The sequence below is a fragment of the Saccharopolyspora sp. ID03-671 genome, from assembly GCF_045278815.1.
Classification (GTDB): Bacteria; Actinomycetota; Actinomycetes; order Mycobacteriales; family Pseudonocardiaceae; genus Saccharopolyspora; species Saccharopolyspora ipomoeae.
In genome coordinates, this window is the sequence record NZ_CP134054.1 from 2,954,796 (window position 1) to 2,977,805 (window position 23,010).

Genomic DNA, 23,010 nt, shown 5'->3' on the forward strand with positions numbered 1-23,010 from the left:
ATGAGAAAACCCCGGACTCTCGAAGAAGAAAGTCCGGGGTCCTCGACGCGCGATCAGACGTTGAAGCGGAACTCCACGACGTCTCCGTCGGTCATGATGTAGTCCTTGCCCTCCATGCGGACCTTGCCCGCGGACTTGGCCTCGGCCATCGTGCCCGCGGCCATGAGGTCGTCGTAGGAGACGACCTCGGCCTTGATGAAGCCGCGCTCGAAGTCGGTGTGGATGACGCCCGCGGCCTGCGGGGCGGTGGCGCCCTGCGGGATCGTCCAGGCGCGGGCCTCCTTCGGGCCCGCCGTCAGGTAGGTCTGCAGGCCCAGGGTGTGGAAGCCGGCGCGGGCCAGGGCGTTGAGGCCCGGCTCCTCCTGGCCGATGCTCTCCAGCAGCTCGCGCTGGGACTCCTCGTCGAGCTCCTTGAGCTCGGCCTCCACCTTGGCGTCCAGGAACACCGCGTCGGCCGGGGCCACCAGGTCGCGCAGCTCCTTCTGCTTGGACTCCTCGGCCAGCACGCCCTCGTCCGCGTTGAACACGTACAGGAACGGCTTGGTCGTGAGCAGGTTGAGCTCGCGCAGGTCCGGGTCGTCCTTGCCGATCCCGGCCGCGAACAGCGTCTTGCCGTCCTCCAGGATCGTCTGGGCCTTCTTCACGGCCTCCAGCGCCGGGCGCTTGTCCTTGTTCGTCCGGGCTTCCTTCTCCAGCCGCGGCAGCGCCTTCTCCAAGGTCTGCAGGTCGGCGAGGATCAGCTCGGTGTTGATCGTCTCGATATCGCCCGACGGGTCCACCCGGCCGTCGACGTGCACCACGTCCGGGTCGTCGAAGACGCGGATGACCTGGCAGATCGCGTCGGCCTCGCGGATGTTGGCGAGGAACTTGTTGCCCAGGCCCTGCCCCTCGGAAGCACCCTTGACCAGGCCCGCGATGTCGACGAACGACACGGTGGCGGGCACGGTCTTCGCCGAGCTGAACACCTCGGCGAGCTTGTCCAGCCGGACGTCCGGCAGCGGCACCACGCCGACGTTGGGCTCGATCGTGGCGAACGGGTAGTTCGCCGCGAGCGCGTCGTTGCTGGTCAGCGCGTTGAACAGGGTGGACTTGCCGACGTTGGGCAGACCGACGATTCCGAGGGTGAGACTCACGCCTGGGGAGTCTAGGCGTTCCTCCCCGAGACCATCGGGCCCGGTCGCCCCCGCCATGTCCGATTCCCGCCAGTGCCGGCTTCCCAGCGCTGGGAACATCGAGGTCGTGCTGGTGGGAACAGAGGAAGCGCTCAGGGCCGTGGCCGCGCGCGACGCGCGGTTCGACGGCACCTTCATCCACGCCGTGCGATCGACCGGCATCTACTGCCGACCGTCCTGCCCGGCGCGCACGCCCAAGCGCGACAACAGCGAGTTCTACCCGACGGCCGCCGCCGCGCAGGCCGCCGGGTACCGCGCCTGCCGCCGCTGCCTGCCCGACGCCGTGCCCGGCTCCCCCGAGTGGGACCTGCGGGCCGACCTCGCCGGGCGGGCGATGCGGCTGATCGGCGACGGCGTCGTCGACCGCTGCGGGGTGCGGGGCCTCGCCGAAGCGCTCGGGTACTCCGAGCGGCACCTGACCAGGGTGCTCACCAACGAGCTCGGCGCCGGACCGCTCGGGCTGGCCCGCGCCAACCGGGCGCACTCGGCTCGGGTGCTCATCGAGACCACCGACATCCCGTTCAGCGACGTCGCCTTCGCGGCCGGGTTCGCGAGCCTGCGGCAGTTCAACGACACGATGCGGGAGATCTTCGGCCGCACCCCCACCGAACTGCGCGGACAGCGGCGCGGCGCGCCCGGCGGTGCCGGGACGGTGCCGCTGCGGTTGCCGTTCCGCGCGCCCTGCGACACCGCCGGGGCGCTGCGGTTCCTGCGGCGGCGGGCGCTGGCCGGGATCGAGGAGTGCCGCGACGGCTCCTACGCGCGGTCGCTGCGGCTGCCGCACGGCACCGCCGTCGCGACGCTGCGACCTGCGGACACGCACTTCGCGTGCACGCTGCGGCTCAGCGATCTGCGGGATCTCGGCAGCGCGGTGGCCCGGTTGCGGCGGCTGCTCGACCTCGACGCCGACCCGATCGCGATCGGCGAGGCGCTCGGCGCCGACCCGGTGCTGCGGGGCGCGGTCGCGCGCTCCCCCGGCGTGCGGGTGCCGGGCGCCGTGGACGGGCTGGAGATCGCGGTCCGGGCGGTGTGCTCGGCCAGCAGGTCTCGGTCGCGTCCGCCCGGACCACCGCCGAAGGGCTCGTCGCCGAGCTCGGCTCGGAACTGGCCCACCCGGAAGGGGGCGTGACCAGGCTGTTCCCCACCGCCGAGGTGCTCGCCGAGCACGCGGCCTCGGCGCTGCCGGGACCCCGGCGGCGGGCCGAGACGGTGCGGGACCTGGCGGTCGCGGTCGCCGAAGGGCGGCTCGCGCTGCACGCCGGGCGCGACGAGGCCGAGCTGCGCGCCGACCTGGAGCGCATCCGGGGCGTCGGGCCGTGGACCTCGGGGTACGTGGCGATGCGGGTGCTCGGGGCGCCCGATGTGCTGCTTTCCGGTGATTTCGCCCTGAGGCGAGGTGCGGGACTGCTAGGAATCCCCGAAGAACCCACCGCTCTGCAAGCGCACGCCCAGCGCTGGAGCCCGTGGCGCTCCTACGCCGGAGTGCTGCTGTGGGAGACCGCGAGCAGCGGGCCGCCTGGGGGCCCGACGACGTGACGCGGCAGAAATCCTTCGAACACTGGGAGAAATCGTGATCAAGTGGTCCACTGTGGATACTCCGGCGGGTCCGTTCTGCGCGGTGGTCGACGCCGACGGCGTCGTGCTCGCCTCCGGCTGGACGGCCTTCACCGACGACCTGCTGCCGCAGGTGGCGCCGTCGCTGATGTTCGAAACCCTCGTGGAGGCCGCCGATCTCGGCCCGGTCACCAAGGCCGTCGTGGCCTACCACGAGGGCGACCTGGAGGCGATCGACGACATCCCGGTCAGCCAGAGCTCCGGGCCGTACCTGCAGCACGCGTGGAAGGTGCTGCGCACCGTCGAGCCCGGGAAGCTCACCAGCTACGCCGAATTCGCCGCGCTCACCGGCAAACCCCGCGCGGTCCGCGCCGCCGCATCGGCGTGCTCCCGCAACGCGGTCGCCCTGTTCGTCCCCTGCCACCGCATCGTCCGCAGCGACGGCTCGGTCGGCGAGTTCCGCTGGGGCCCCGACCGCAAGAAGTGGCTCCTCCACCACGAACGCACCAACACCTGACCCACCACGCCGAAAACCCCGGTTCTCATCGCACGAGAACCGGGGTTTCCGACACGACGAAAGCCGCGGCTTCAGCTCGGTGGGGTGTGCCGGGGACGCGATTTCAATGGAAGTCGGGGACCTGATCTCCATTGAAATCGGGAACCCGGGGCGGTCAGGAGGTGGCGAGTTCGAGGGTGGAGCCGTGGCGGGACTTGCGGACCCGGAGGCGGACCGCGATGCGCTGGCGCATCTCCTCGACGTGCGAGACCAGGCCGACGACGCGGCCACCCGCGCGGAGCTCGTCGAGGGTGTCCATGACCAGGTCCAGCGTGTCGGCGTCGAGGGTGCCGAAGCCCTCGTCGATGAACAGCGTGTCCAGCAGCGCGCCACCGGTCTCGGCGGCGACCACGTCGGCCAGGCCCAGTGCCAGTGACAGCGAGGCCAGGAACGACTCGCCGCCGGAGAGCGTCTTGGCCGGGCGGACCTTGCCGGAGTAGTCGTCGAGGACGTCCAGGCCCAGGCCGCCGCGGGTGCCGCGAGCTCCCGCGGCATCGGAGTGCACGAACGAGTAGCGCCCGTCGCTCATCCGCTGCAGGCGGCGGGTGGCCGCGATCGCGACCTCCTCCAGCCGGGCCGCCAGGACGTAGGCGCGCAGCGACATCTTGCGGGCGTTCTGGCCGCGCCCGTTGACGACGTCGGCCAGCGCCTCCAGCTCGGCGTGCTCGGCCATCGCCGGCCCCAGCTCCGCCCACGCCGCCCGGAGCCGTTCGCCCAGGTCGGCGAGCTCGCCGTGGCGCTGCTCGGCGCCGTGCGCGACGGCCGCGGCGCGCTCGGCGGCCTCGGTGGCCGTGGTCGCGGCCTCCACCGCCTGCTCCAGACCGACCTCGGTGTCCGGGTCGACGCCGAACAGGTCCGCGCCGGCCAGCGCCTCCCGGGCACCGGCCGCGCGGCGGTCGACCTCGGCGAGCGATTCCTCCAGCTCGGCCAACCGGCGCTCGTCGCGCTCGGCGGCCAAGGCCTCGTCGGTGTCGGCGAAACCCGCTGCGGTGGCGGCCTCGGCGAGCGCCGCGCGGGCCTCGGTCAGGCGCTGCTGCGCGTCGTCGCGGGCGGTGCGGGCGGCGACGAGCCGCTCCAGCCGGTCGGCGACGTCGAGCAGGTGCGCGCGGCGGTCGGCGATGCTGTCGAAATCGCCCCGCCCGTCCCGCAACCGGGCCTCGCGCTCGTCGATCGACGCGGTGAGCGCGGTGTTCTCGCTGCGCGCCGCCGCGATTCCGCTGCGCAGCGCGGAGATCTGCTCGCCGAGCTCGTCGGTGGCGGCCTCCAGCTTCGCCAGCTCGGCCTCGCGCTGGCCGAAAGCGGCGGCGGTCTCGTCGAGCCGCTTCCGCTCGGCCCGCAGCTCGTCGAGCTCCTCGGCGAGCGCGGGTTCGGTGTGCTCGCCGAGGCGTTCACGCAGGTTGGCGAGCTGCTGCTCGGCCTGCTGGGCGGCGGTGGTGGCGCGTTCCCGCTCGGCCTGGGCGCGCTGCTCGGCGGTCTGGGCGGCCTCCTCGTCCTCGGCGCGCACCTGGTCGTCGACGGGCAGGCCGGGCGCAGGGTGCTCGGCGGAACCGCAGACCGGGCACGGTTCGCCGTCGGCGAGCCGTGCGGCGAGCTCGGCGGCCATGCCCGCCAGCCGCCGGGAGCGCAGGTCCTGCAGCACGTCCCGGGCCTGCTGGTGGGCGTCGACGGCCTGCTGCGCGCGGGCCCGCGCGGTGTCGAGTTCCCGCTGCGCACCGGGGATCTCGCGCGCGGTCGTCAGCAGCGCGGCGACCTCGGTGCCCCGGCTGCGCACGGTCTCCAGCCGCAGCTCGGCGTGCTTGGCCTCCTCGACGCGGGTCCGGGCGGCGGTGATGCGGTCGGGCAGGCCGTCTCGCTGGGCGACGAGCTCGGACTCCCGCTTCTCGTCGGCGGCGATCCGGTCGGCGAGCTCGGCGAGCTTGCGGCGGTCGGATTCCTGCTGCTGCGCCTCGGGAATCAGCTGGCCGAGCGCTCCCGCCCGCTCGCGCTCGGAGTTCGCGCGGGCGCGCAGGTCCTCCAGCGGCGCCTCGGGTTCGACCTCGCAGCGCGAGGCCCAGGTGACGACCTCGGCCTGGGCCCGGTCGCGTTCCTGCTCGGCGCGGTCGGCGGCCCGGCGGGCCGAGACGACCGGGATCGCGCGGGTCGCGGCGGCGCGTTCGGCGCGCCAGGCCTCGTGCTCCGAGCGCTTCGCGTCGATGTCGGCGAGCGTCGCGTTGGCCTGGCGGACGCGGCGGACCTTGTCCGCCAGCTCCAGGCGCTCGGTGCGCACCGCCTCGGCCCGGTCGCGCTCCCGGCGCAGGCGGGTGAGCTCGGCGCGGGTGTTCTCCAGGTCGCGCAGCGCCTGCTTCTCGATGTCCTCCAGCCAGTTCGCCTCGCCGACCTCGGACACCTGCTCGACGCCGGAGACCTGGGAGATGCGCGCGTTGAGCTCCCGCACCTGCTGCGACTGCTCCTCCACCGCGCGCCCGCGCTCGCGACGGCGGTCGACGAACCAGCGCTCGACCTCGCCGAACCGCTCGGTGCCGAACAGCCGCTCCAGCAGCTTCTCCCGCTCCCCGGTGTCGGCGCGCAGGAACTTCGCGAACTCGCCCTGCGGCAGCATCACGACCTGGAAGAACTGGTCGACGCTCATCCCCAGCAGCCGCTGCACCGTGCGGCCGACCTCGTCGATGCGGGTCAGCGGCTCCGGCGACTGGCCGTCGGGCGTGGTCGCGACCCAGGTCAGCGAGGCCTTGGCCTGCTGGGTGGTGTAGCCGTCGCCGCGCTTCTTCGGGCGCTGGTACTCGGGGCTGCGCTCCAGCCGCAGCCGCTGGCCCTGGATCGTCAGCTCCAGCACGACGCTGGTGTTGACGTCGTCGGCGGCGGTGTCGCAGCGCAGCCGCTTGGCGTCGTTGCGCGCGCCCGGGACCGAGCCGTAGAGGGCGAAGGCGATCGCGTCGAGCAGCGTGGTCTTGCCCGCTCCGGTGTCGCCGTGCAGCAGGAACAGGCCGTCGGCGCCGAGTTGGTCGAAGTCCACGACCTGGTGGTCGCTGTAGGGCCCGAAGGCGGTGACTTCCAGGCTGTGCAGCCTCATTCGGCCCCCTCGGCCGCGGTGACCGCGTGCAGCGCCTCGTCGAGCAGCGCGCGTTCGGAATCGGTGGGTTCGGCGCCTCGGCAGTCCTCGACGAACCGGGCGGCCAGCGAGTTGTCGTCGCGCCCCCGCACGATCTCGGCGTAGCGCAGCGGCGCGGTGGCCTTGCCGGTGGCCGGGCGCCACTCCAGGTGCACCGCGTGCGGGAACCGCTCCTGCAGGCGGCGCATGGCCTCCAGCGGGCGGACCTCGTCGGTCAAGGTCGCCGAGACGTAGCAGTCCTCGGCGGCGGTGTGCTCGGGGTCTTCCAGGAGCTCGTCGAGCTCGCCCTCGATGGTGGCCAGCTCCCGGGGCACGGGCAGCTCGCGGCGCCGCACCTCGGCGAGGCCGTCGGCGTCGAGGTCGACCAGCCACACCGATTTGCGGTGCGCGGCCTCGGAGAACGAGTAGGCCAGCGGGCTCCCGGAGTAGCGCAGGTGCTCGGCGAGGGTCTGCGGGCCGTGCAGGTGGCCGAGCGCGACGTAGTCGACGCCGTCGAAGACCGCGCCGGGCACCTGCTCGACACCGCCGACGGCGATGGTGCGCTCGGACTCGCTGCCCTCACCTCCGGTGACGAAGGCGTGCGCGAGCACCACCGATCGAGTCCCTCGTGGACGGTCGCCGAGGTCGGCGCGGATGCGGTTCATCGCCTCGCCGAGAACGGCTGTGTGGCCGCGACTTTCGATCTCCTCGCTCGCCCCTGGCACGTCCGCGACGGCCTTCAGCGCGTGCTTGGCGGGATCGGGTTCGAGGTACGGGATGCCGTAGAAGGCGACCGGCCCGTGCTCGTCGTCGAGCAGCACCGGTTCGTGCAGCGCGTCGATGCGGGTGCGCAGGTGCAGCCCACCGGCGGCGGCGAAGTCGGCGAACGCGCCGACGCGCGGCGCGGAGTCGTGGTTGCCGGAGGTGATCACCAGCTGGGCGCCGGCCTCGCGGATGCGGGAGAGCACGCGCACGCAGGTCTGCACCGCCTCGCCGGAGGGCACCGCTCGGTCGTAGAGATCACCGGCGACCACCACGACGTCGACCTGCTCCTCGGTCACCAGCTCGGCAAGTCCGCCGAGCACGGCTTCTTGATCTCCGAGCAGGTCACGGCCGTGGAACGTCCGCCCCACGTGCCAATCCGAGGTGTGCAGTACCCGCATGACCACCAAGCTAGCGGCGGCCCGATCACCCCGGTTCACCCCCCAGGGCAGCTCGGCGTGTCGCACCGCAGCGTGATCCGGTGTTCACCACGCGCGATCACACTCCACCCCGCCGGGTGGTTCGAAACCCCGCGCGCCTGAGGTGATCTTGTCGGGGCCGTCTTGGATGATGGTCGGACCGTCTCGCGGATGGAGGTCGTGTGGGGACTGGGGTGCTGGTCGGGTTCGTCGTCGTGCTGATCCTGCTGGTCGCGGCGGCGCTGCTGCTGATCTGGCGGTTGTACAGCGACAGCGCCCGGCGGGCGGACGACGCGCTGCGCATGGTCGAGGCCGAACGCGCGCGCAGCACCGCTCAGCAGGCGGCGCTGCGGCGCTACGAGGTCGCGTTCGCCTCCATCACCGGTCGCGGTGAGCTCGGCGAGCAGGTGCTGGTCGAGACGGCCCGGTCGCTGGGCCTGCGCGAGGGCATCCACTTCACGCTGCAGACCGACCTCGCCGGCGGCGGCGCGGCCCGGCCCGACATGGTGCTCGAAGTCGGTGGCGGACGGCAGGTTCCGGTCGATTCCAAGGCGAGCCTCGCGGTGTGGGCCGAGGCGATGGAGACCGACGACGCCGAGGAGCGCGCCGACGCGCTGCGGGTCCACGTCCGCAACATCCGCTCCCGCGCGACCGAGCTGGCGGGGAAGGGCTACCAGCGCTGGGCGGACGCGATCTACGGCTCGATCATGTTCGTGCCCTCCGACGCCGCGGTGATCGCCGCGCTCGACGCCGACCCGCAGCTGCTGTCGTGGCTGCTCGGCAAGCGGGTGTTCCTGTGCGGGCCGACGGGTTTCGCGGTGCTGGCGTCGGCGGCGATGTTCGCCTCGACCGAGCGCACGTTGGCCGCGGACATCGAGCAGGTCCGCGCGCAGGCGGTGCGCTCGCAGCGCGCGGCGGGAAACGCCGTCGAGGCGGTCAACCTCTCCAGCACCCACCTGCAGCGCTTCGTCTCGGCCCGCCGCCGCGAGCTCGACGCCTTGGAGACGTTCCGCAACGCGGTCCAGCCCCTGGCGGAGACCGCCTCCTCCGGGGAGCTCCCCGAACTCCGCCGCGAAGAAGACGCCTCCCTCAACGGAACCGACCCCTCCGACCCCACCCGGAACTGAACCGTCCTCCCGCGGCGTGCCCTCCCGGACCGAGGACAGTTTTAGCCATAATTGTCCCGACATTTCGGACATTGATCATGGGCAGTTATGGCTAAAACTGTCCGCGGCCTCACACGTGCGCGCGCACGAAGACGTCGAGGGCGTCCACGATGAGCGACGTCTGGGGTCCTTTCCCGAAGCCGTGGTCGAGGCCCTGGTACGGGTGCATCTCGGCGGTCACGCCGCGGCTGCGCAGGGCGGCGGCGAAGTCGAGGCTCTGATCCAGGGGCACCAGCGAATCCGCCGTGCCCTGCTGGATGAGGAACGGCGGCTCATCACCGGAGAGGTTGCGAGCCGGGCTCGCGGCGTCGGCCACGTCGGGGCAGTCGACCGGCATGCAGCCCAGCAACCCCGTGATGGCCCGCCGCGCGTAGTCCTGCAGCTGCGGGTGCTCGTGCTGCGCTTCGGCGCTGAGGTCGCTGGGACCGAACCAGTCCACGACCGCCCTGATCCCGGTGAGCCCGCCACCCGGCTTCGCCGGATCCCCGGCAACGGCCCCGAGCTGCGAGACCAGGTGCCCGCCCGCCGAAGCGCCCCAGAGCCCGACCCGATCGGCGTCCAGGCCCCACCGCGCGGAGTTCTGCTGCAACCACCGCACCGCGTCGGCGACGTCGACGACCTGCGCCGGCGAGCGCGCCACCCCGGTCAGCCGGTAGTCCACCGTCGCCACCGCGTACCCGCGCTCCAACAACCGCTGCGCCGCACGAGCTTCCGGCGCACCCGGGTCGACGTCGAGCGTCCGCTCCCCCGCGTCCCAACCGCCGCCGTGCACGTACACGACCAGCGGAGTCGCCTCCGCCCCGCGCCGGGGCAGGAACAGGTCCAGCCGCAACGCCCCGGTCTCCCGCTGCGCGTAGACCTGGTGCCGGAAGACCTGCTGGGCCCCGAGATCCGGCACCGGCTCAGCGGGCACCACACCGGCCTCGGACCGCGAACACCCGGCGATCACCACCGCCAGCAGCGCCAACCCGGCCGCGAGAACACGCCGCGCCACCACGACCTCCCACGACCTCGCACCAGCCACTCGGACGAGTGAGCCTAACAAGGCCGCGCGACTACCACCCGTGAACGCGAAAACCGGGGTTTTCGACCGACGAAAACAGCGGTTTTCGATCCGAGGGGTCAGGGAGTGCGGTCGGCGGCGTGTTGTTCTTCGGCGAGGAAGTGGGCGATGCGGGAAGTGGACTCGTAGAGGTCGCGGTAGTGGCGGTAGTAGGCGTCGTAGCGGTCCGCGTTGGCCTGGTCGGGGTGGATCGTGGTGGTGATCGGGTTCCAGGCGTCGGGGGTGATGGCCGTGTTCGTGCCGATGCCCGCGAGGAGGGCGTTTCCGTAGGCCGCGCCCACCGTTTCGGCCGGGATCTGCTGCTGCTGGCCGGTGATGTCCGAGACGATCTGGGTCCAGAGGCCGCCTTGGGTGCCGCCGCCGACGGCGACCAGGCGGCGGGCCGAGCCGCCCGCCCGGCCCATCGCCTCCAGGTTGTGGCGGACCCCGAACGAGATGCCTTCCAGGGCCGCGCGGTAGAGCTCGGCCCGACCGTGCTCCAACGTCAGACCCGCCAGCACGCCGCGCGCCGACGGGTCGAAGATCGGCGTGCGCTCGCCCGCGAAGTACGGCAGCAGCAGCAATCCCCGCGACCCGGCCGGAACCGCCGAGGCCTCCGAGACCAGCCGCGCGAAGTCGCCGTCGACGAGCCCGCGCAGCCAGTCGGTGACCGCGCCGGAGGTCGCCATGCCCGCCGCCAGCGTGTAGGTGTCCGGGAACGCGCCGCAGGTGCCCCACAGCGCCGGGTGCGGGGTGACCTCGTCGAGCACCTCGACGAAGAACATCGTCGTCCCGTACATCAGCATCACGTCGCCCGGGCTGCGCACGCCGACGCTGGTCGCCTCCGCCCACGCGTCGACCGTGCCCGCTGTGACCGGAAGCCCTTCCGGCAGACCGGTTTCCGCGGCGGCCTCGGCGCCGACGCGGCCGACGACCTCGGTCGGCCAGGCCAGCTCCGGCAGCGGCAGGCCGGGCGCGACCCGAGCGGCCCACTCGGCCGACCAGTCCCGGGCGGGCAGGTCGTAGATCGGGTCGCACTGGCTGGCCGAGTGGTGGTCGAGCACGTACTCCCCGGTCAGCCGGTGCACCAGGTAGGAGCTGCACATCAGCAGCATCTCGGTGCGCCGGTAGACCTCCGGCTCGTGCTTGGCCAGCCACCGGATCTTCGGCCCGACGGCCTGGCTGGACAGCGCCGAACCACCGCGCCGCAGGATCTCGTCGGCACCGAGCTCGGCGGTGAGCTCGTCGATCTCCTCGGTCGCGCGGGTGTCGACGCCGTAGAGGATCGCCGGGCGCAGCGGTTTACCGCTGCCGTCGGCCGGGAGCAGCACCGGACCGATGCCGCTCACGCCCAGTCCGGCGAGCTCGTAGCCCTCGGCGGCGGGCAGCAGTTCTCGGGTCAGCTCCAGGAAATCCGCCCACCACACGGCTTCCGCGTCGTGCTCCACCCAACCCGGGTGCGGGTGCGAGGTCTGGTGCGGCCGGCTCGCCCTCGCCAGGATCGTGCCCGAGGCGTCGACCAGCACTCCCTTCGAGCTGGAGGTGCCGATGTCGATGCCGAGCAGCACGACCTGTGAGTGCTGAAGCCGGTCGGCACCGGCTTCAGCACTCACGACCCCGACCCCCGGCTCCACTCGTCCAGGCGAACGTCCAGCTGCTCGGCCACGGCCCGCAGCGCGGCCCGGTGATCACCGGGCACGGCGTGGATGTGGTTCGCCCCGAACTTCGACAGGAACACCTCCCCCGGCGCGTCCAGCCGCGCGAACGCGTGCGGCCACTCCGGCGTCGACTGGTCGACCAGCGCCTTGTTGGTCGCCTCGTCGTAGGTCTCGAACTCGCCCAGCATCATCTGCAGCCGGTACTCGCCGTTCTCCCTGGTCAACCGGCCGAGCGTCATCTCGCCGGGGGCGGCGATGTGCTGCACCGAGGCGCCACCGGCCGGGAAGAAGAACACCTCCGGGTAGAAGTTGACCTTCGCGAGGTTCTCGGCCGGGTCGTCGCTGCGCGCCGCGTACCAGGTGGCGTGCTGGCCGGAGTTGCACAGGTCCCAGATGTCGCGGTCGGCGTGGTAGTGCCGGACGTCGGCGAACAGGACCGGGGTGCCGGAGACGGCCTTGAACAGCTGCATCGTCAGCGCGCCGTCCATGTCGGCCTCGGTGGCGCACACGTGCGGCTGCTTGGGGCCGTTCCAGTCGTAGGGGTCGTTGAGGAACGCCTCGGTGACGTCCATCGTCGCGAAGTTCTCGGTCAGCTCCGGCTGGGCCTTGATGCCCGAGAAGTCGATGTTGCGCTCGTCGATGATGTCGCGGATCGCCAGGTAGGAGCGGATCTGGCGTTCCAGCAGCTCGGGGGTGAGCTTGTCGCCGTCGTAGTGCACCCCGGCCGCGTTCTGCTCGATCCACTCGCGGGCCTTCTTCGCCTCGGCGCCGTCGGCCTGCTCGGCGCGCAGCACGAGCTCGTACTGGTCGATCTCCTCGACGTCGACGCCGAACTTGCGCATCCACTGGTCGGTGTTGGCGACGGCGGTGTTCATGCCCATCGGGCGTCCGCCGAAGCGGCCGAAGGTGGAGCCGTGCAGCGAGCTCACCGCGGCCGAGGCCTGCGCCTGCACGCCGATCTTGGCGGCCAGCTCGGCGTCGTCCGGCGCGCCCCAGGCCCGGGCGTGGGTGCGGCCGATCTGGTCCAGGGCTCCCCCGGCGGCGAGCATGCCGACCAGGCCGGGCTCGGTGGGATCGGTGCTGGCCACGAGCACGAGCGGGCTGCGGGTGGCGTCCGCGGCCAGCATCGTGAAGTGCGGGAACGACCAGACGGCGTAGTAGAAGACGGTGACGTCGACGTCGGCCGCGGCGACCTCGCGGGCGACGGAGACGGCCAGGGAGTTGGTGGCGACCAGGTCGGCGCCGACGACGACCTCGTGCCCGGCCGCGCGCAGCGAGGCCACCAGAGCGTCCTGTTTGGACTGGATGAAGTCCGCGTTGCGGGCGTGCACGTGACCACGCCCGTCAGAGATGCTGACGACACCGATGCGAGCCACAGTTCCTCCAAGTTCGCTTCACAGGCGGCGTTGACTGCTGCAGAACCGGCGGTGCGCAGATGCCCGGTCGATCCACTTCGAAAACCTTGCGAACCAACGTGAGCAATCGTTTTCTCGGACGCTATTCTTGCGTGATGCGGGCTGTCAAGACGGGTGGCCCACCGTCACTCGCCCAGCGGTGAGGGAGGAATGCCGTGGCGACCATCAGCGACGTGGCGAACCGCGCCGGGGTGTCCACGGCGACCGTCTCACGCGCGCTCAACGGCAAGGCGACCGTGGACCCCGAGCTGGCCGCGCGCGTGCTCGCCGCCGCCGAGGCGCTCGGCTACCGGCCCAACGGACCGGCCCGCAACCTGCGCAAGCAGGAGACGGCGGTCCTCGCCCTGATCATCTCCGACGTGGAGAACCCGTTCTTCACCGCGATCGCCCGCGGCGTGGAGGACGTCGCGCACGAGGCCGGGTACTCGCTGGTGCTGTGCAACTCCGACGACACCGCAGACAAGGAGCGCGAGTACGTCGACGTGGCCTTGCAGGAGCGCGTGGCCGGGGTGCTGCTCTCGCCCACGGGCAGCGCGGAGACCGCCGAGCTGCTGGCCCGGCACAGCACGCCGGTGGTGGCGGTGGACCGGCCGCTGCCGGACCACGCGAGCGACACGGTGCTGGTCGACAACCGGCTCGCCGCCAAGCACGCGACGCTGCACCTGTCCGGTCAGGGGTACGGCCGCATCGGCTGCCTCACCGGCCCGAGCGGCGTGCCCACGGCCGACGACCGGCTGGCCGGCTACCGCGACGGCCTGCGGGCGGCGAAGCTGCCGGGCTCGACGTCGCTGGTGCGGCGGGCGAGCTTCAAGGCCGAGGGCGCGCAGCGGGCGGCGCACGAGCTGCTCGCCCAGGACGATCCGCCGGACGCGCTGCTGGTCGGCAACAGCGCGATGGCCGTGGGCGTGCTGGAGGCCCTGGCGGCGCTGCGCCTCAAGCCGGGCCGCGACGTCGGCGTGGTCGCCTTCGACGACGCCCCGTGGACGACGCTGCTGGACCCACCGCTGTCGGTGGTCGCCCAGCCCGCCTACGACATGGGCGCCCTGGCGGCCCGGCTCCTCCTCGACCGCATCGCCGGCGACCGCGAGGAGACCTCCACCACCACCCTGTCCGCGCACCTGGTCGCCCGGGGCAGCTCGACTCGCTAGGGGACAGTTTTAGCCATAATTGTCCCGACATTTCGGACATTGATCATGGGTGATTATGGCTAAAACTGTCCACTGGTGAGCATCGCGCCCTCCGGGACCGAGGAACCGGGCACGAGAGCACCCGGTGGCCGGGTCTCCGTGGAGGTCCGGCCACCGGGTGCGGGGGTGGTCAGTTCCAGGTGGGGAGGAGGCCTCCGTCGTTGCTCGTCGGGGGCGCCTCCGATCGGGTTGGTTCCTGGGAGTCCGTCGGTTCACGGGAATCCGTCGGTTCCTGGGAGTCCGTGGGCTCTTGGGAGTCCGTGGGTTCGTTCGTGGGGCCTGGGGTTTCCGGGGCTGTGGGGGTGGGTTGGGTGGGGACGCTGCTCGGTGCGGGAGCCGGGGGCAGCGACGGCGGGATCTCCGGGGGCGGGGGTCCCACCGGGAGGCTGCGGCCCGCCGGGGCGCCGTACCAGTACGCCGTGGAGCTGTAGTCCCCCGGCTCGTCGTTGGCCGGGCCGTGCTCGATGCCCGCGACCAGACCGCTGCGGAACGACACCGCGTCACCCGCCATCAGCCGGTAGGCGCCGGTGCAGTCGTACTGGCACCCGTCCTGGTTGACCTCGTGAGCGGGGTTGCCCGCCTGCGGCATCGAGAACGTGGTACCGAACCGGAAGTACCAGCCGGACTCGTAGAAGTCCTCGGTGCCGGTTCCGTGCCAGGCCGGTTCCTGCGCGCCGTCGACGTAGAACCGCTCGTCGCCCTCCAGGTAGTTGCGCGGGTTGGCGGCTGCCAGCGGCGTGGAGTGCGGCAGCACGCTCGCCCGGGTCTCGTTGAGCGGGATCAGGCCGCGCATGGTGTGGCTGACGCCGTAGAACGTGCCCGCCCCGCCGGTGTCGAGGAAGTTCCAGTCCTGCCCCGGCACCGTCATCCCTCGCTTGTGCGTGGCGTGGAAGTAGCCGCTGCCCGCGTCGACCCCGCCGGGCCCGGTGACGACCTCGGCGCTGGCGCCCTGGATCGGGATGCCGCCGGAGTTGACGATCTCCACCTTCGCGTTCTCGTTGAACGGCATCGGCCACCACGCGGTGTACCAGCCGTCCATGCCGGGATCGACCGAGCTCATCATCGTTCGCACGTCGTGCTCGCCGAGCCCGGTGCCGAAGAACTCGCCGATCGGGGCGTCCACCGTGGTCCGGCCGTCGAAGGTGATGCGCACCCGGGCGCCTTCGAGCACCGCGTCGGAGGCCGCGACCTGCTCCGGCGGGATCGCGTAGCGGCCGAACAGCTGCGAGCGCTCGAAGACCGGGTTGTCGATCTGGTACCCGTGAGCGCTCTCCTCGCCCGGGTGCCCGGGGCCGAGGTCGAGCACGTCGGTGCGCACCCACTCGCCGTTGACCAGGCTCTGCACGTCGTAGCGGAACTCGTTGACGTCCAACGAGGAAGCCACGAACCGGTTCTCGACGTCGATGGAGGACCGGCCGGCGGTGAGCTCGGCGGGCACGTCCAGCGACTGCACGCCCCACTGGCCCGGGGCTGCCGCGCCGCTGCGCCACTCGCCGACGTGCTGCCCGTTGACGGCGAAGCTCGCGACCTGGTCGGCGACCTGCGGGTCGAACCGCCGGATCACCCGCACGCCCTGGTTGTCGGGGGCGACCCGCATCCGGAACCGGCTGCCGCCGCCCTGGCCGAAGGCCATGCCGTCGTCGACGACCTGGGGCGCGGCCTGCACCTGCGGCAGCCGCACCCGCAGCTGGTTGATCCGCGCCGGGCCGGACACCTCGGCGACGGTGTGCGAGCCGCCCGGCGCCAGGTCGAAGTCGCTGCGCACCGGGGTCCCGCCGGTGGCGTTCTTCGGGTCGGCGACGCCGAACCCCCGCAGCTTGTCCAGCACGTCGGTCGCCGGGTCGGCGGGATCGAAGGTCCGCACGCCTTCCGCGTCGGGGAAGGTCCGGTAGTTGACGTGGTAGAAGTCCGGGTTGTTGCGCACGGTCACGCGCATCGACTCGCGGAACGGCATCGGCACCTTGCTGACCACACCGCCCGCGGCGTCGTCGGCGTTGCCGACCAGCGGCCACGCGAAGGGCGCGCCGAGCTTTCCGCTGACCACGTCGGCGAACGGGGCGTCGAGGACGGTGCGGCCGTCGAGCTCGACGACGAGGTTGCCGGTGGCGGTGACGTCGCCCATCGGCTCGCGGGTGCTCCACAGGCCGGAGATCTCGCCCGGTCCGGTGTGCTCGGCGATGACGCAGCCCTGCTCGGATTCGCGCAGGCACGAGTAGGTGCCCTCGAAACCGTCGTCGTTGCCGCCGGAGCGGTCGAAGCTGGAGAACTGCAGGGACTGCTCGGCGCCGCGCAGCCGCGGCATCCCGTCCAGGTCTCGGAAGGTGTCCCAGCCGACCGGGCCCTTGCTGGGCGGAGCGGGTTGCTGGGCGTGTGCTCGGACGCTCGCGAACCCGGCGTCGGCGATCACCGCGGCAGCGGCGAGCGAGAAGACACCCAGGTACGCGGCGAGGCGGTGGGACCGCCGGCGGACGTCGCTGCGCGACGGTGCGGAGCGTGTTGTCATCGTGCTCGCCCTCCCCTGCGGACAGCACTATCCACAGCAGACAGTTCTGCCGCTGATTCCGGTTCCGGTGAATCGTGATGCGCTCTAACTAGGTGGTTTCCAACCGACGCGGACCCGACAAGATCTCAAAGCGCGATCATGCGCAGCGTAAGAAATGGCCTCCCGGACGGCAACCAAACAACGGACGCGGAATAGTCATCGATGCGCGAATTCACTCAATAAGATGGTCTCTGGTGTGTCGTGTTCACGACAGCCGCCAACCAGGTGTTTTTGGTTGCCGGGCAGCCGAATTCAACTGATCGGCAGGTGTATCGAACCAGTTCCGGCTATTCGCGGCGCGAAAAAGCCGCAGCACGCGATGAACGCGCGCTGCGGCGGGATTTCGGCGACGAACGCGGGTCCTTTCCGCAAAGGATCCGCGCCCGCTGTTCTAGCCCTGGTTGAGCCGGTCGTAGACCTCCGCGGCGTTGTCCTTCGTGATCAGTTCGGTGCCCAGCGTCTGGGTCTTGGGCACCTGCTGGCAGTCCACGAGCAGCTTCTTGGCGGCCTCGACGGCCTCCGCGCCACCCGTCGGGTAGAGGTTCGTGGCCTGCAACCGCCCTTCCTCGACGGCCTTGATGCCGCCGGAGGGGATCGGGAGCCCGTCGATGCCCACGAACTTCAGGTCCGGGCGGTTGGCGGCCTGCGCGGCCAGCCAGGCGCCCTCGGCCATCGGGTCGTTCTGCGAGTACACGGCCTGGATGTCCGGGTGCGCCTTGAGCAGCGCGTCCATCTTCTGCTGCCCGACCGAGCGCTCCCACTCGCCGTCGGCGGTGGCCACGATCTCGATCTTGGAGCCCGCGATTCCCTGCTTGAAGCCCTCTTCCCGCTCGGCGGCCGGCGTCGAGCCGGACAGGCCCTTGATCTGCACGATCTTGCCGCCCTGCGGGAGCAGCGTGTTCTTGAAGAACTCACCGGCCTGCTTGCCGATGGCGACGTTGTCCGCGCCGATGTAGGTGGTGAAGGCGTCGCCGTCGACCTTGCGGTCCAGCACCACGACCGGGATGCCCTGGTTGTAGGCCTTGCGCACGACGTCGGTCAGCGGTGCGGCCTCGTTCGGCGAGATCATCAGCAGGTCGACCTGCTTGGTCATGAGGTTCTCGACGTCGCTGACCTGCTTGGAGTTGTCCTTCGCGGCGTCGGAACTGCACCTCCTCGAACTGCGGGACCTTCTGCGCGGCCTTGCGGATGTCGTCGTCCATGCGCACCCGGTAGGGCTCGGCGAGGTTGGCCTGGCTCATGCCGATCGTGTACTTGCCGTCGGGGCCCTGGCAGTTCTTCGTGGGGTCCTGGGCCTGGACCTGGCCGGTGTTCTCGCTGGTGGTCCCGCAACCGGCGGCGGCGAACGCGACCGCGGCGCACGTGATGGCGACCAAGGACTTCGTTGTCTTGCGCATCGTGCTCCCTTCGGTATTTCTCCCTCACGCCGTGGGACGCAGGCGCTGCAGCGCCGCAGCCGCGACGATCACCAGTCCTTTGATGAGCAGTTGCAGATCGGTGTTGACGCTGTTCAGGCTCAGGATGTTGTTGAGGATGCCGAGCAGCAGCGCGCCGGCGATGGTGCCGATCACCGAGCCCCGGCCGCCGGCCAGGCTGGTGCCGCCGACGACCACCGCGGCGATTCCGTCGAGCTCGTAGGCGGTTCCGTCGTTGGGGCTGCCCGCGTTGAGCTGCCCGGCGTGCACGATGCCGGCCAGCGCGGCGCAGAACCCCGCGATGACGAACGCGATGATCTTGACCCGGTTCACCGGCACACCGGACAGCCGAGCCGCCTTCTCGTTGCCGCCGATCGCGTACAGGTGCCGGGAGTAGGCGCTGGAGCGCAGGAACAGGATCGCGAGCACGGCCACCGCGGCGAAGATCAGCGCCGGGATCGGCACCACTCCGCCGAAGGTCCGCTCGCCCAGCAGGGAGAACAGCATCGGGGCCTGGCCGGGCCCGTCGCCGTAGGAGATCTGCACGGTCTCGCCGCCGGACCACATGCGCGCGAGTCCGCGCGCGATCTGCAGCCCGGCGAGGGTGACGATGAACGCCTGCACCCCCAGCAGCGCCACGGCGGCGCCCTGCAGGAACCCGAAGGCGATCCCGGCCAGCAGCACGACGAGGACCGTGGCCCACACGCCGTAGCCGCTGTTGACCATGAGCACGGCCGAGCCGACCGCCGCCAGCCCCAGCACCGAGCCGACCGACAGGTCGATCCCGCCGATGAGGATCACGAAGGTCAGCCCGATCGCGATGATCCCGATCTCGGAGACCGCGCGCACGATGTTGAACAGGTTGTCGCTGCTCAGGAACAGGATCTGGCCGTCGTTGCGAGGTGAGAAGATCACCGCCGCGATGAACACCGCGACCAGGCCGAAGAAGCTCTGGAACTTGAACAGGGTCTCGACGGTGTCGGCCCGCTTGGAACGCTGCGCGGGCAGGTCGCCGGGCACGGGCCGCTGCTCCGTCTGGTTGCTCAATTCGCACCTCCGCCGGTGCTCTGCCCGGTGCCGACGGCCGGCCCCGGTGGCTTCCCGTTCCGCTCTCCCATCGCCGCCGCGAGCAGTTCCGCCTCGCCGGCGCGCGCGGTGTCGAACTCGGCGACGCTGCGTCCGGCGCGCAGCACCACCACCCGGTGGCACACCCCCACCAGCTCGGGGAGTTCGGAGGAGGCCAGCAGCACTCCGATGCCGCGCCCGGCGATGTCCGAGAGCAGTTGGTAGATCTCGGCCTTCGCGCCGATGTCCACTCCTCGCGTCGGATCGTCGAGCAGCAGCAACCTGGGCTCGGTGAGCAGCATGCGCCCGAACACGACCTTCTGCTGGTTGCCGCCGGAGAGCGTCCCCACCGCGTCCGAGATGCGATCCAGCTTCACCTTCAGCTGCTCGACGCTGCGCTGAGTGGCGGTGGTCTCGGACTTGCGGCGCACCAGACCGGCGACGCCGAGCCGGTCGAGCACCGAGAGCACCGTGTTGGCGGTGACCGAGTGCCCGAGCACCAGGCCGGAGCTGCGCCGGTCCTCCGGGACGAAGGCGATGCCCGAGCGCAGCGCGCGGCGCGGACCCCCCGGCCGCACCGCCCGCCCGTCGAGCTCCACCTCGCCCTCCCACGCGCCGGGCGATCCGGCGCCGTAGAGCGACTCCAGCAGTTCGGTGCGGCCGCTCCGAGCAGTCCGCACAGGCCGACGATCTCGCCGCGGCGCACCGTCAGGTCGATGCCGTCGGGTTCGCGCCGCCCGACCCGGTTCCGCTTCGGCCGGACCGCGAAACCCTTGACGCGCAGCAGTTCCTCGCCGACGTCGGCGGTCCGGGAGCGGAAGCGGGTCTGCACCGAGCGGCCCACCATCGCCTCGGCCGCCTCCTCGGCGGTCATCTCCTGGGCGTCGAACTCGGTGACCTTGCGGCCGTTGCGGAGCACGGTGGCGCGGTCGGCTACCTGGCCGATCTCGTCCATCCGGTGCGAGATGTAGACGATGCCGGTGCCGGTGCGCCGCAGCTCGCCGATGACGGAGAACAGCCGCTCGACCTCCGCTGTGGACAGCGCCGACGTCGGCTCGTCCATGATCAGCACCTTGGCGTCCAGCGACAGCGCGCGGGCGATGGTGACCAGCTGCTGCTCGCCCACCCGCAGCTCGCCGACGGGCCGGTGCGGGTCGAGGTCGATCCCGGTGCGCCGCAGCAGTTCTCGGGTGCGCTCCGCCATCGCGCGGCGGTCCACCACGCCGAGCCGGGTGCGCGGTTCGCGTCCCAGGTGGAGGTTCTCGGCGACGCTCAGGCCGGGCACCAGGTCGAGTTCCTGGTGGATCATCGCGATCCCGGCGTGCTGCGCGTCGGCGGGCTTTCCGAACTGGACCGGGTGACCCTCGATGGTGATCACGCCCGCGTGATCGGTGACGTCCCCCGAGAGGACCTTCATCAGCGTGCTCTTGCCCGCGCCGTTCTCGCCGAGCAGGGCGTGCACCTCGCCCCCGCGGATCGCGAGGTCAACGGCGTCGCAGGCGAGCACACCGCCGTATCGCTTGGTGATGCCGGTCAGCTCGACCAGCGGTGGCGCCGTGTCCATTCCGACTCCCGTCTCGTCGCACACCCGGGCGAGAAAACGATTGCTCGGACGCTAAGATGGTCGCACTCCTTGTGTCAAGGCTCACACGCTCGACCGGGCGATACGGCATCCATTTGGCTGCACGGAGATCACGCGGCGATCACGGCGAGTCGTACATGAACCATTACTCGACGTGGGGTAACGAGTCCGTTCCACGAGACCGCTCTCGCACTGAGGTACTGGACCGTTACCGTTGGGGACTGTGACCGCGATCCGCGAGAGCCAGAGCGCTTCGACTACCGGTAATGGCGCGCCCGAGTGGGGTGCGCGCTCCGCGTTCAGCACCCTCGGGGTGCCGCTGTGGGGCGCCGTGCTGCTGGCCGCCGTCCCGACCGCGGTCGGCACCCTGCTGGACACCCTCATCTGGCAACAGCCCGGGTACATCTTCAAGACGGCCTTCTTCCTCGGGTCCCTCGCCGCCGTCCTGCTGGTGCAGCGGCGCAGCGTCTTCGGTCCGATGGTGCAGCCACCGCTCGTCCTCGGCATCGTGATGCCGGTTCTGGTCCTCATCGCCGGCGCGGGCAGCACCTCCGGCGCGGGCATCGCGGGCAAGGCGCTGTCGGTCGCTCGCCCGCTGATCACGAGCTTCCCGATCATGGCCGGTGCCACCGCGGTCGCGCTCGGCATCGGTCTGCTGCGGATGTTCGTGACGCAGAAGGCCGAGCCCGAGGACGACTTCGACCTCGGCGTCGACCCGGACGCCAAGACCAAGAAGGCCAGGCCGGTGCCGCCGCCGCGGAGGAAGGCGGCCCGCGACGACGAACCGCGCAAGCGCCCGGCCGATCGCGCACCGCGCGAAGACCGCAGGTCGGCCGACGGGCGCAAGTCGCCCGAAAGCCGCAAGTCGCGCGGAGACGGCCGCAGGCCCCGCGAGGAGGGGCGCGGCGGCGAGCGCCGCGCCGACGGCAGGCAGCAGCCGCGCGGCACCGGTCCGCGCGACGCCCAGGGCCGCCCGAACGGCGACGCTCCGCGGCGCGACGTCCCCCCGGCCGGACGCCCGCCCCGCCCGGCCAACGACCCGCGCGCAGGAGGCCCCCGTCCACCCCGCCAGGGCGCCCCAGGGCGGCCTCGCCCGCCGGAACCCCCACCCGGCCGCCGCCCGCGCCGCCCAGGCCCTTAGGGACGAAGAAGCCGCCCGGCTCCGGACTCCGGAGCCGGGCGGCTTGTCGTCTGGATCAGGTCAGCGGACCGACTTGGGGCTGGCGTTCTCGTCCAGGTCCTTGCGGAGCTCGCGGGGCAGCGCGAAGGTGACCTTCTCGTTGGCCGTGGTGACCTCCTCGACGTCACCCCAGCCGCGCTCGGCGAGGTGGTCCAGGACCTGCAGCACCAGCACATCCGGCACCGAGGCACCGCTGGTGACGCCGACCGTGGTCACGCCCTCCAGCCAGGACTCGTCGATCTGCGAGGCGTAGTCGATCAGGTGCGACGCCGACGCACCGGCCTGCAGCGCCACCTCGACCAGCCGCTTGGAGTTCGAGGAGTTCTGCGAGCCGACCACGATCACCAGGTCGCACTGCGGGGCCATCACCTTCACCGCCTGCTGGCGGTTGGACGTGGCGTAGCAGATGTCGTCGCTCGGCGGGGCCTGCAGCGTCGGGAACTTCTCGGTGAGCTGGTCGACGCGCTCCATCGTCTCGTCGACGCTCAGGGTGGTCTGCGACAGCCAGACGACCTTGCTCGGGTCGCGGACCTCCACCTTGTCGACGTCCTCGGGCTTGTCCACCAGCTGCACGCGCTCGGGCGCCTCACCGGCGGTGCCCTCGACCTCCTCGTGGCCCTCGTGGCCGATCAGCAGGATGTCGTAGTCGTCGCGCGCGAAGCGGTTGACCTCCTTGTGCACCTTGGTCACCAGCGGGCAGGTGGCGTCGATGGTGCGGAGGTTGCGCTCCTCGGCCTCCTGGTGGACGGCCGGGGAGACGCCGTGCGCGGAGAACACCACGAGGGCGCCCTCCGGCACCTCGTCGGTCTCGTCGACGAAGATCACGCCGCGCTCGGTCAGGGTGTCCACCACGTGCCGGTTGTGCACGATCTCCTTGCGGACGTAGACCGGCGGGCCGTAGGTCTCCAGCGCCTTCTCGACGGTGATGACTGCGCGGTCGACGCCCGCGCAGTAACCACGGGGCTTGGCCAGCAGAACCCGCTTGGTCCGGCCGGCGTCGCCAACGGTGTCGGTGTCAACGGGGTCGGTTTCGAGGTCGCGGGCCTCGGGCGTGGTCGTCATGCCATCAAGGGTACGGATCCGCGACCCGCCGATCTGCCTCCGGTCGGTGCTCGCTGTCACTCCATCGAGGGGCGTATTCGTGCTCGTCCGGTCGCCGCCACCACACCGGTCCGGGATCACATTCCGGCCCTGAAGTGATGGCCTG

13 protein-coding genes and 3 pseudogenes are annotated in these 23,010 nt (G+C 71.6%); 5 read left to right on the forward strand and 11 right to left on the reverse strand.

Features of this window, described 5'->3' with window-relative positions; all coding sequences use genetic code 11:
- Positions 1-53: 53 nt before the first annotated feature.
- Positions 54-1,133: a redox-regulated ATPase YchF gene (gene ychF, locus REH65_RS13365; RefSeq protein WP_281458815.1), complete on the reverse strand. Its 1,080-nt coding sequence runs from the start codon at positions 1,131-1,133 to the stop codon at positions 54-56.
- Between the two features lie 55 nt (positions 1,134-1,188).
- Here ychF and REH65_RS13370 point away from each other — a divergent pair.
- Together REH65_RS13370 and REH65_RS13375 are read left to right on the forward strand one after the other, a co-directional pair.
- Positions 1,189-2,708 (forward strand): annotated as a pseudogene (locus REH65_RS13370) (AlkA N-terminal domain-containing protein).
- A gap of 31 nt (positions 2,709-2,739) precedes the next feature.
- A complete protein-coding gene (locus REH65_RS13375) occupies positions 2,740-3,243 on the forward strand; it encodes a methylated-DNA--[protein]-cysteine S-methyltransferase (RefSeq protein WP_406693155.1) in 504 nt (167 codons plus the stop codon).
- A gap of 154 nt (positions 3,244-3,397) precedes the next feature.
- On the opposite strand, the gene REH65_RS13380 is transcribed toward REH65_RS13375, so the two are convergent.
- Complete coding sequence (locus REH65_RS13380) at positions 3,398-6,352, reverse strand: AAA family ATPase (protein WP_406692661.1); 2,955 nt, start codon at positions 6,350-6,352, stop codon at positions 3,398-3,400.
- Positions 6,349-7,533 (reverse strand): exonuclease SbcCD subunit D, encoded by a 1,185-nt coding sequence (locus REH65_RS13385; RefSeq protein WP_406692662.1) that lies wholly within the window; start codon positions 7,531-7,533, stop codon positions 6,349-6,351. Before REH65_RS13385 ends, REH65_RS13380 begins: the two co-directional genes overlap by 4 nt.
- Positions 7,534-7,733: 200 nt before the next feature.
- Here REH65_RS13385 and REH65_RS13390 point away from each other — a divergent pair, with 200 nt between their 5' ends.
- Complete coding sequence (locus tag REH65_RS13390; protein ID WP_406692663.1) at positions 7,734-8,678, forward strand: DNA recombination protein RmuC; 945 nt, start codon at positions 7,734-7,736, stop codon at positions 8,676-8,678.
- A 109-nt stretch (positions 8,679-8,787) separates the two neighbouring features.
- On the opposite strand, the gene REH65_RS13395 is transcribed toward REH65_RS13390, so the two are convergent.
- The 3 genes from REH65_RS13395 to REH65_RS13405 form a co-directional block, all read right to left on the reverse strand.
- On the reverse strand, positions 8,788-9,711 hold the full coding sequence (locus tag REH65_RS13395) for an alpha/beta hydrolase (protein WP_281458820.1): 924 nt from the start codon (positions 9,709-9,711) through the stop codon (positions 8,788-8,790).
- A 128-nt stretch (positions 9,712-9,839) separates the two neighbouring features.
- On the reverse strand, positions 9,840-11,372 hold the full coding sequence (locus REH65_RS13400) for an FGGY-family carbohydrate kinase (protein ID WP_406692664.1): 1,533 nt from the start codon (positions 11,370-11,372) through the stop codon (positions 9,840-9,842).
- Entirely contained in the window at positions 11,369-12,793 is a 1,425-nt protein-coding gene (locus REH65_RS13405) for an L-fucose/L-arabinose isomerase family protein (RefSeq protein ID WP_406692665.1), read from the reverse strand. Before REH65_RS13405 ends, REH65_RS13400 begins: the two co-directional genes overlap by 4 nt.
- Before the next feature lie 194 nt (positions 12,794-12,987).
- Here REH65_RS13405 and REH65_RS13410 point away from each other — a divergent pair, with 194 nt between their 5' ends.
- Positions 12,988-13,980 carry a LacI family DNA-binding transcriptional regulator gene (locus REH65_RS13410; protein ID WP_406692666.1) on the forward strand — a complete coding sequence of 331 codons (993 nt, stop codon included), beginning with the start codon at positions 12,988-12,990 and terminating at the stop codon, positions 13,978-13,980.
- A gap of 169 nt (positions 13,981-14,149) precedes the next feature.
- On the opposite strand, the gene REH65_RS13415 is transcribed toward REH65_RS13410, so the two are convergent.
- From REH65_RS13415 to REH65_RS13430, 4 genes and pseudogenes are all read right to left on the reverse strand, one after another.
- Positions 14,150-16,522 (reverse strand): glycoside hydrolase family 172 protein, encoded by a 2,373-nt coding sequence (locus REH65_RS13415; protein ID WP_406692667.1) that lies wholly within the window; start codon positions 16,520-16,522, stop codon positions 14,150-14,152.
- 430 nt (positions 16,523-16,952) lie between these two features.
- Positions 16,953-17,958: pseudogene (locus REH65_RS13420) on the reverse strand (substrate-binding domain-containing protein).
- A gap of 24 nt (positions 17,959-17,982) precedes the next feature.
- Positions 17,983-19,023, reverse strand: a complete 1,041-nt coding sequence (locus REH65_RS13425) for an ABC transporter permease (RefSeq protein WP_406692668.1) — start codon at positions 19,021-19,023, stop codon at positions 17,983-17,985.
- Positions 19,020-20,605, reverse strand: a pseudogene (locus tag REH65_RS13430) (sugar ABC transporter ATP-binding protein). The gene REH65_RS13425 and the pseudogene REH65_RS13430 overlap by 4 nt, the downstream one beginning before the upstream one ends.
- Before the next feature lie 241 nt (positions 20,606-20,846).
- Between REH65_RS13430 and REH65_RS13435 the strand changes: the two are divergent.
- Positions 20,847-21,764 (forward strand): DUF6542 domain-containing protein, encoded by a 918-nt coding sequence (locus REH65_RS13435; RefSeq protein WP_406692669.1) that lies wholly within the window; start codon positions 20,847-20,849, stop codon positions 21,762-21,764.
- A gap of 60 nt (positions 21,765-21,824) precedes the next feature.
- Here the strand turns inward: REH65_RS13435 and REH65_RS13440 are convergent, their stop codons facing one another.
- Positions 21,825-22,865: a 4-hydroxy-3-methylbut-2-enyl diphosphate reductase gene (locus REH65_RS13440; protein WP_281459109.1), complete on the reverse strand. Its 1,041-nt coding sequence runs from the start codon at positions 22,863-22,865 to the stop codon at positions 21,825-21,827.
- Between the last annotated feature and the right edge of the window lie 145 nt (positions 22,866-23,010).

What these genes read in the sequence shown, in the direction of transcription:
- REH65_RS13380 (WP_406692661.1), bottom strand. Translation starts at nt 6,352, where the DNA reads ATGAGGCTGCACAGCCTGGAAGTCACCGCCTTCGGGCCCTACAGCGAC.
- REH65_RS13385 (WP_406692662.1), bottom strand. Translation starts at nt 7,533, where the DNA reads ATGCGGGTACTGCACACCTCGGATTGGCACGTGGGGCGGACGTTCCAC.
- REH65_RS13415 (WP_406692667.1), bottom strand. Translation starts at nt 16,522, where the DNA reads ATGACAACACGCTCCGCACCGTCGCGCAGCGACGTCCGCCGGCGGTCC.
- REH65_RS13440 (WP_281459109.1), bottom strand. Translation starts at nt 22,865, where the DNA reads ATGACGACCACGCCCGAGGCCCGCGACCTCGAAACCGACCCCGTTGAC.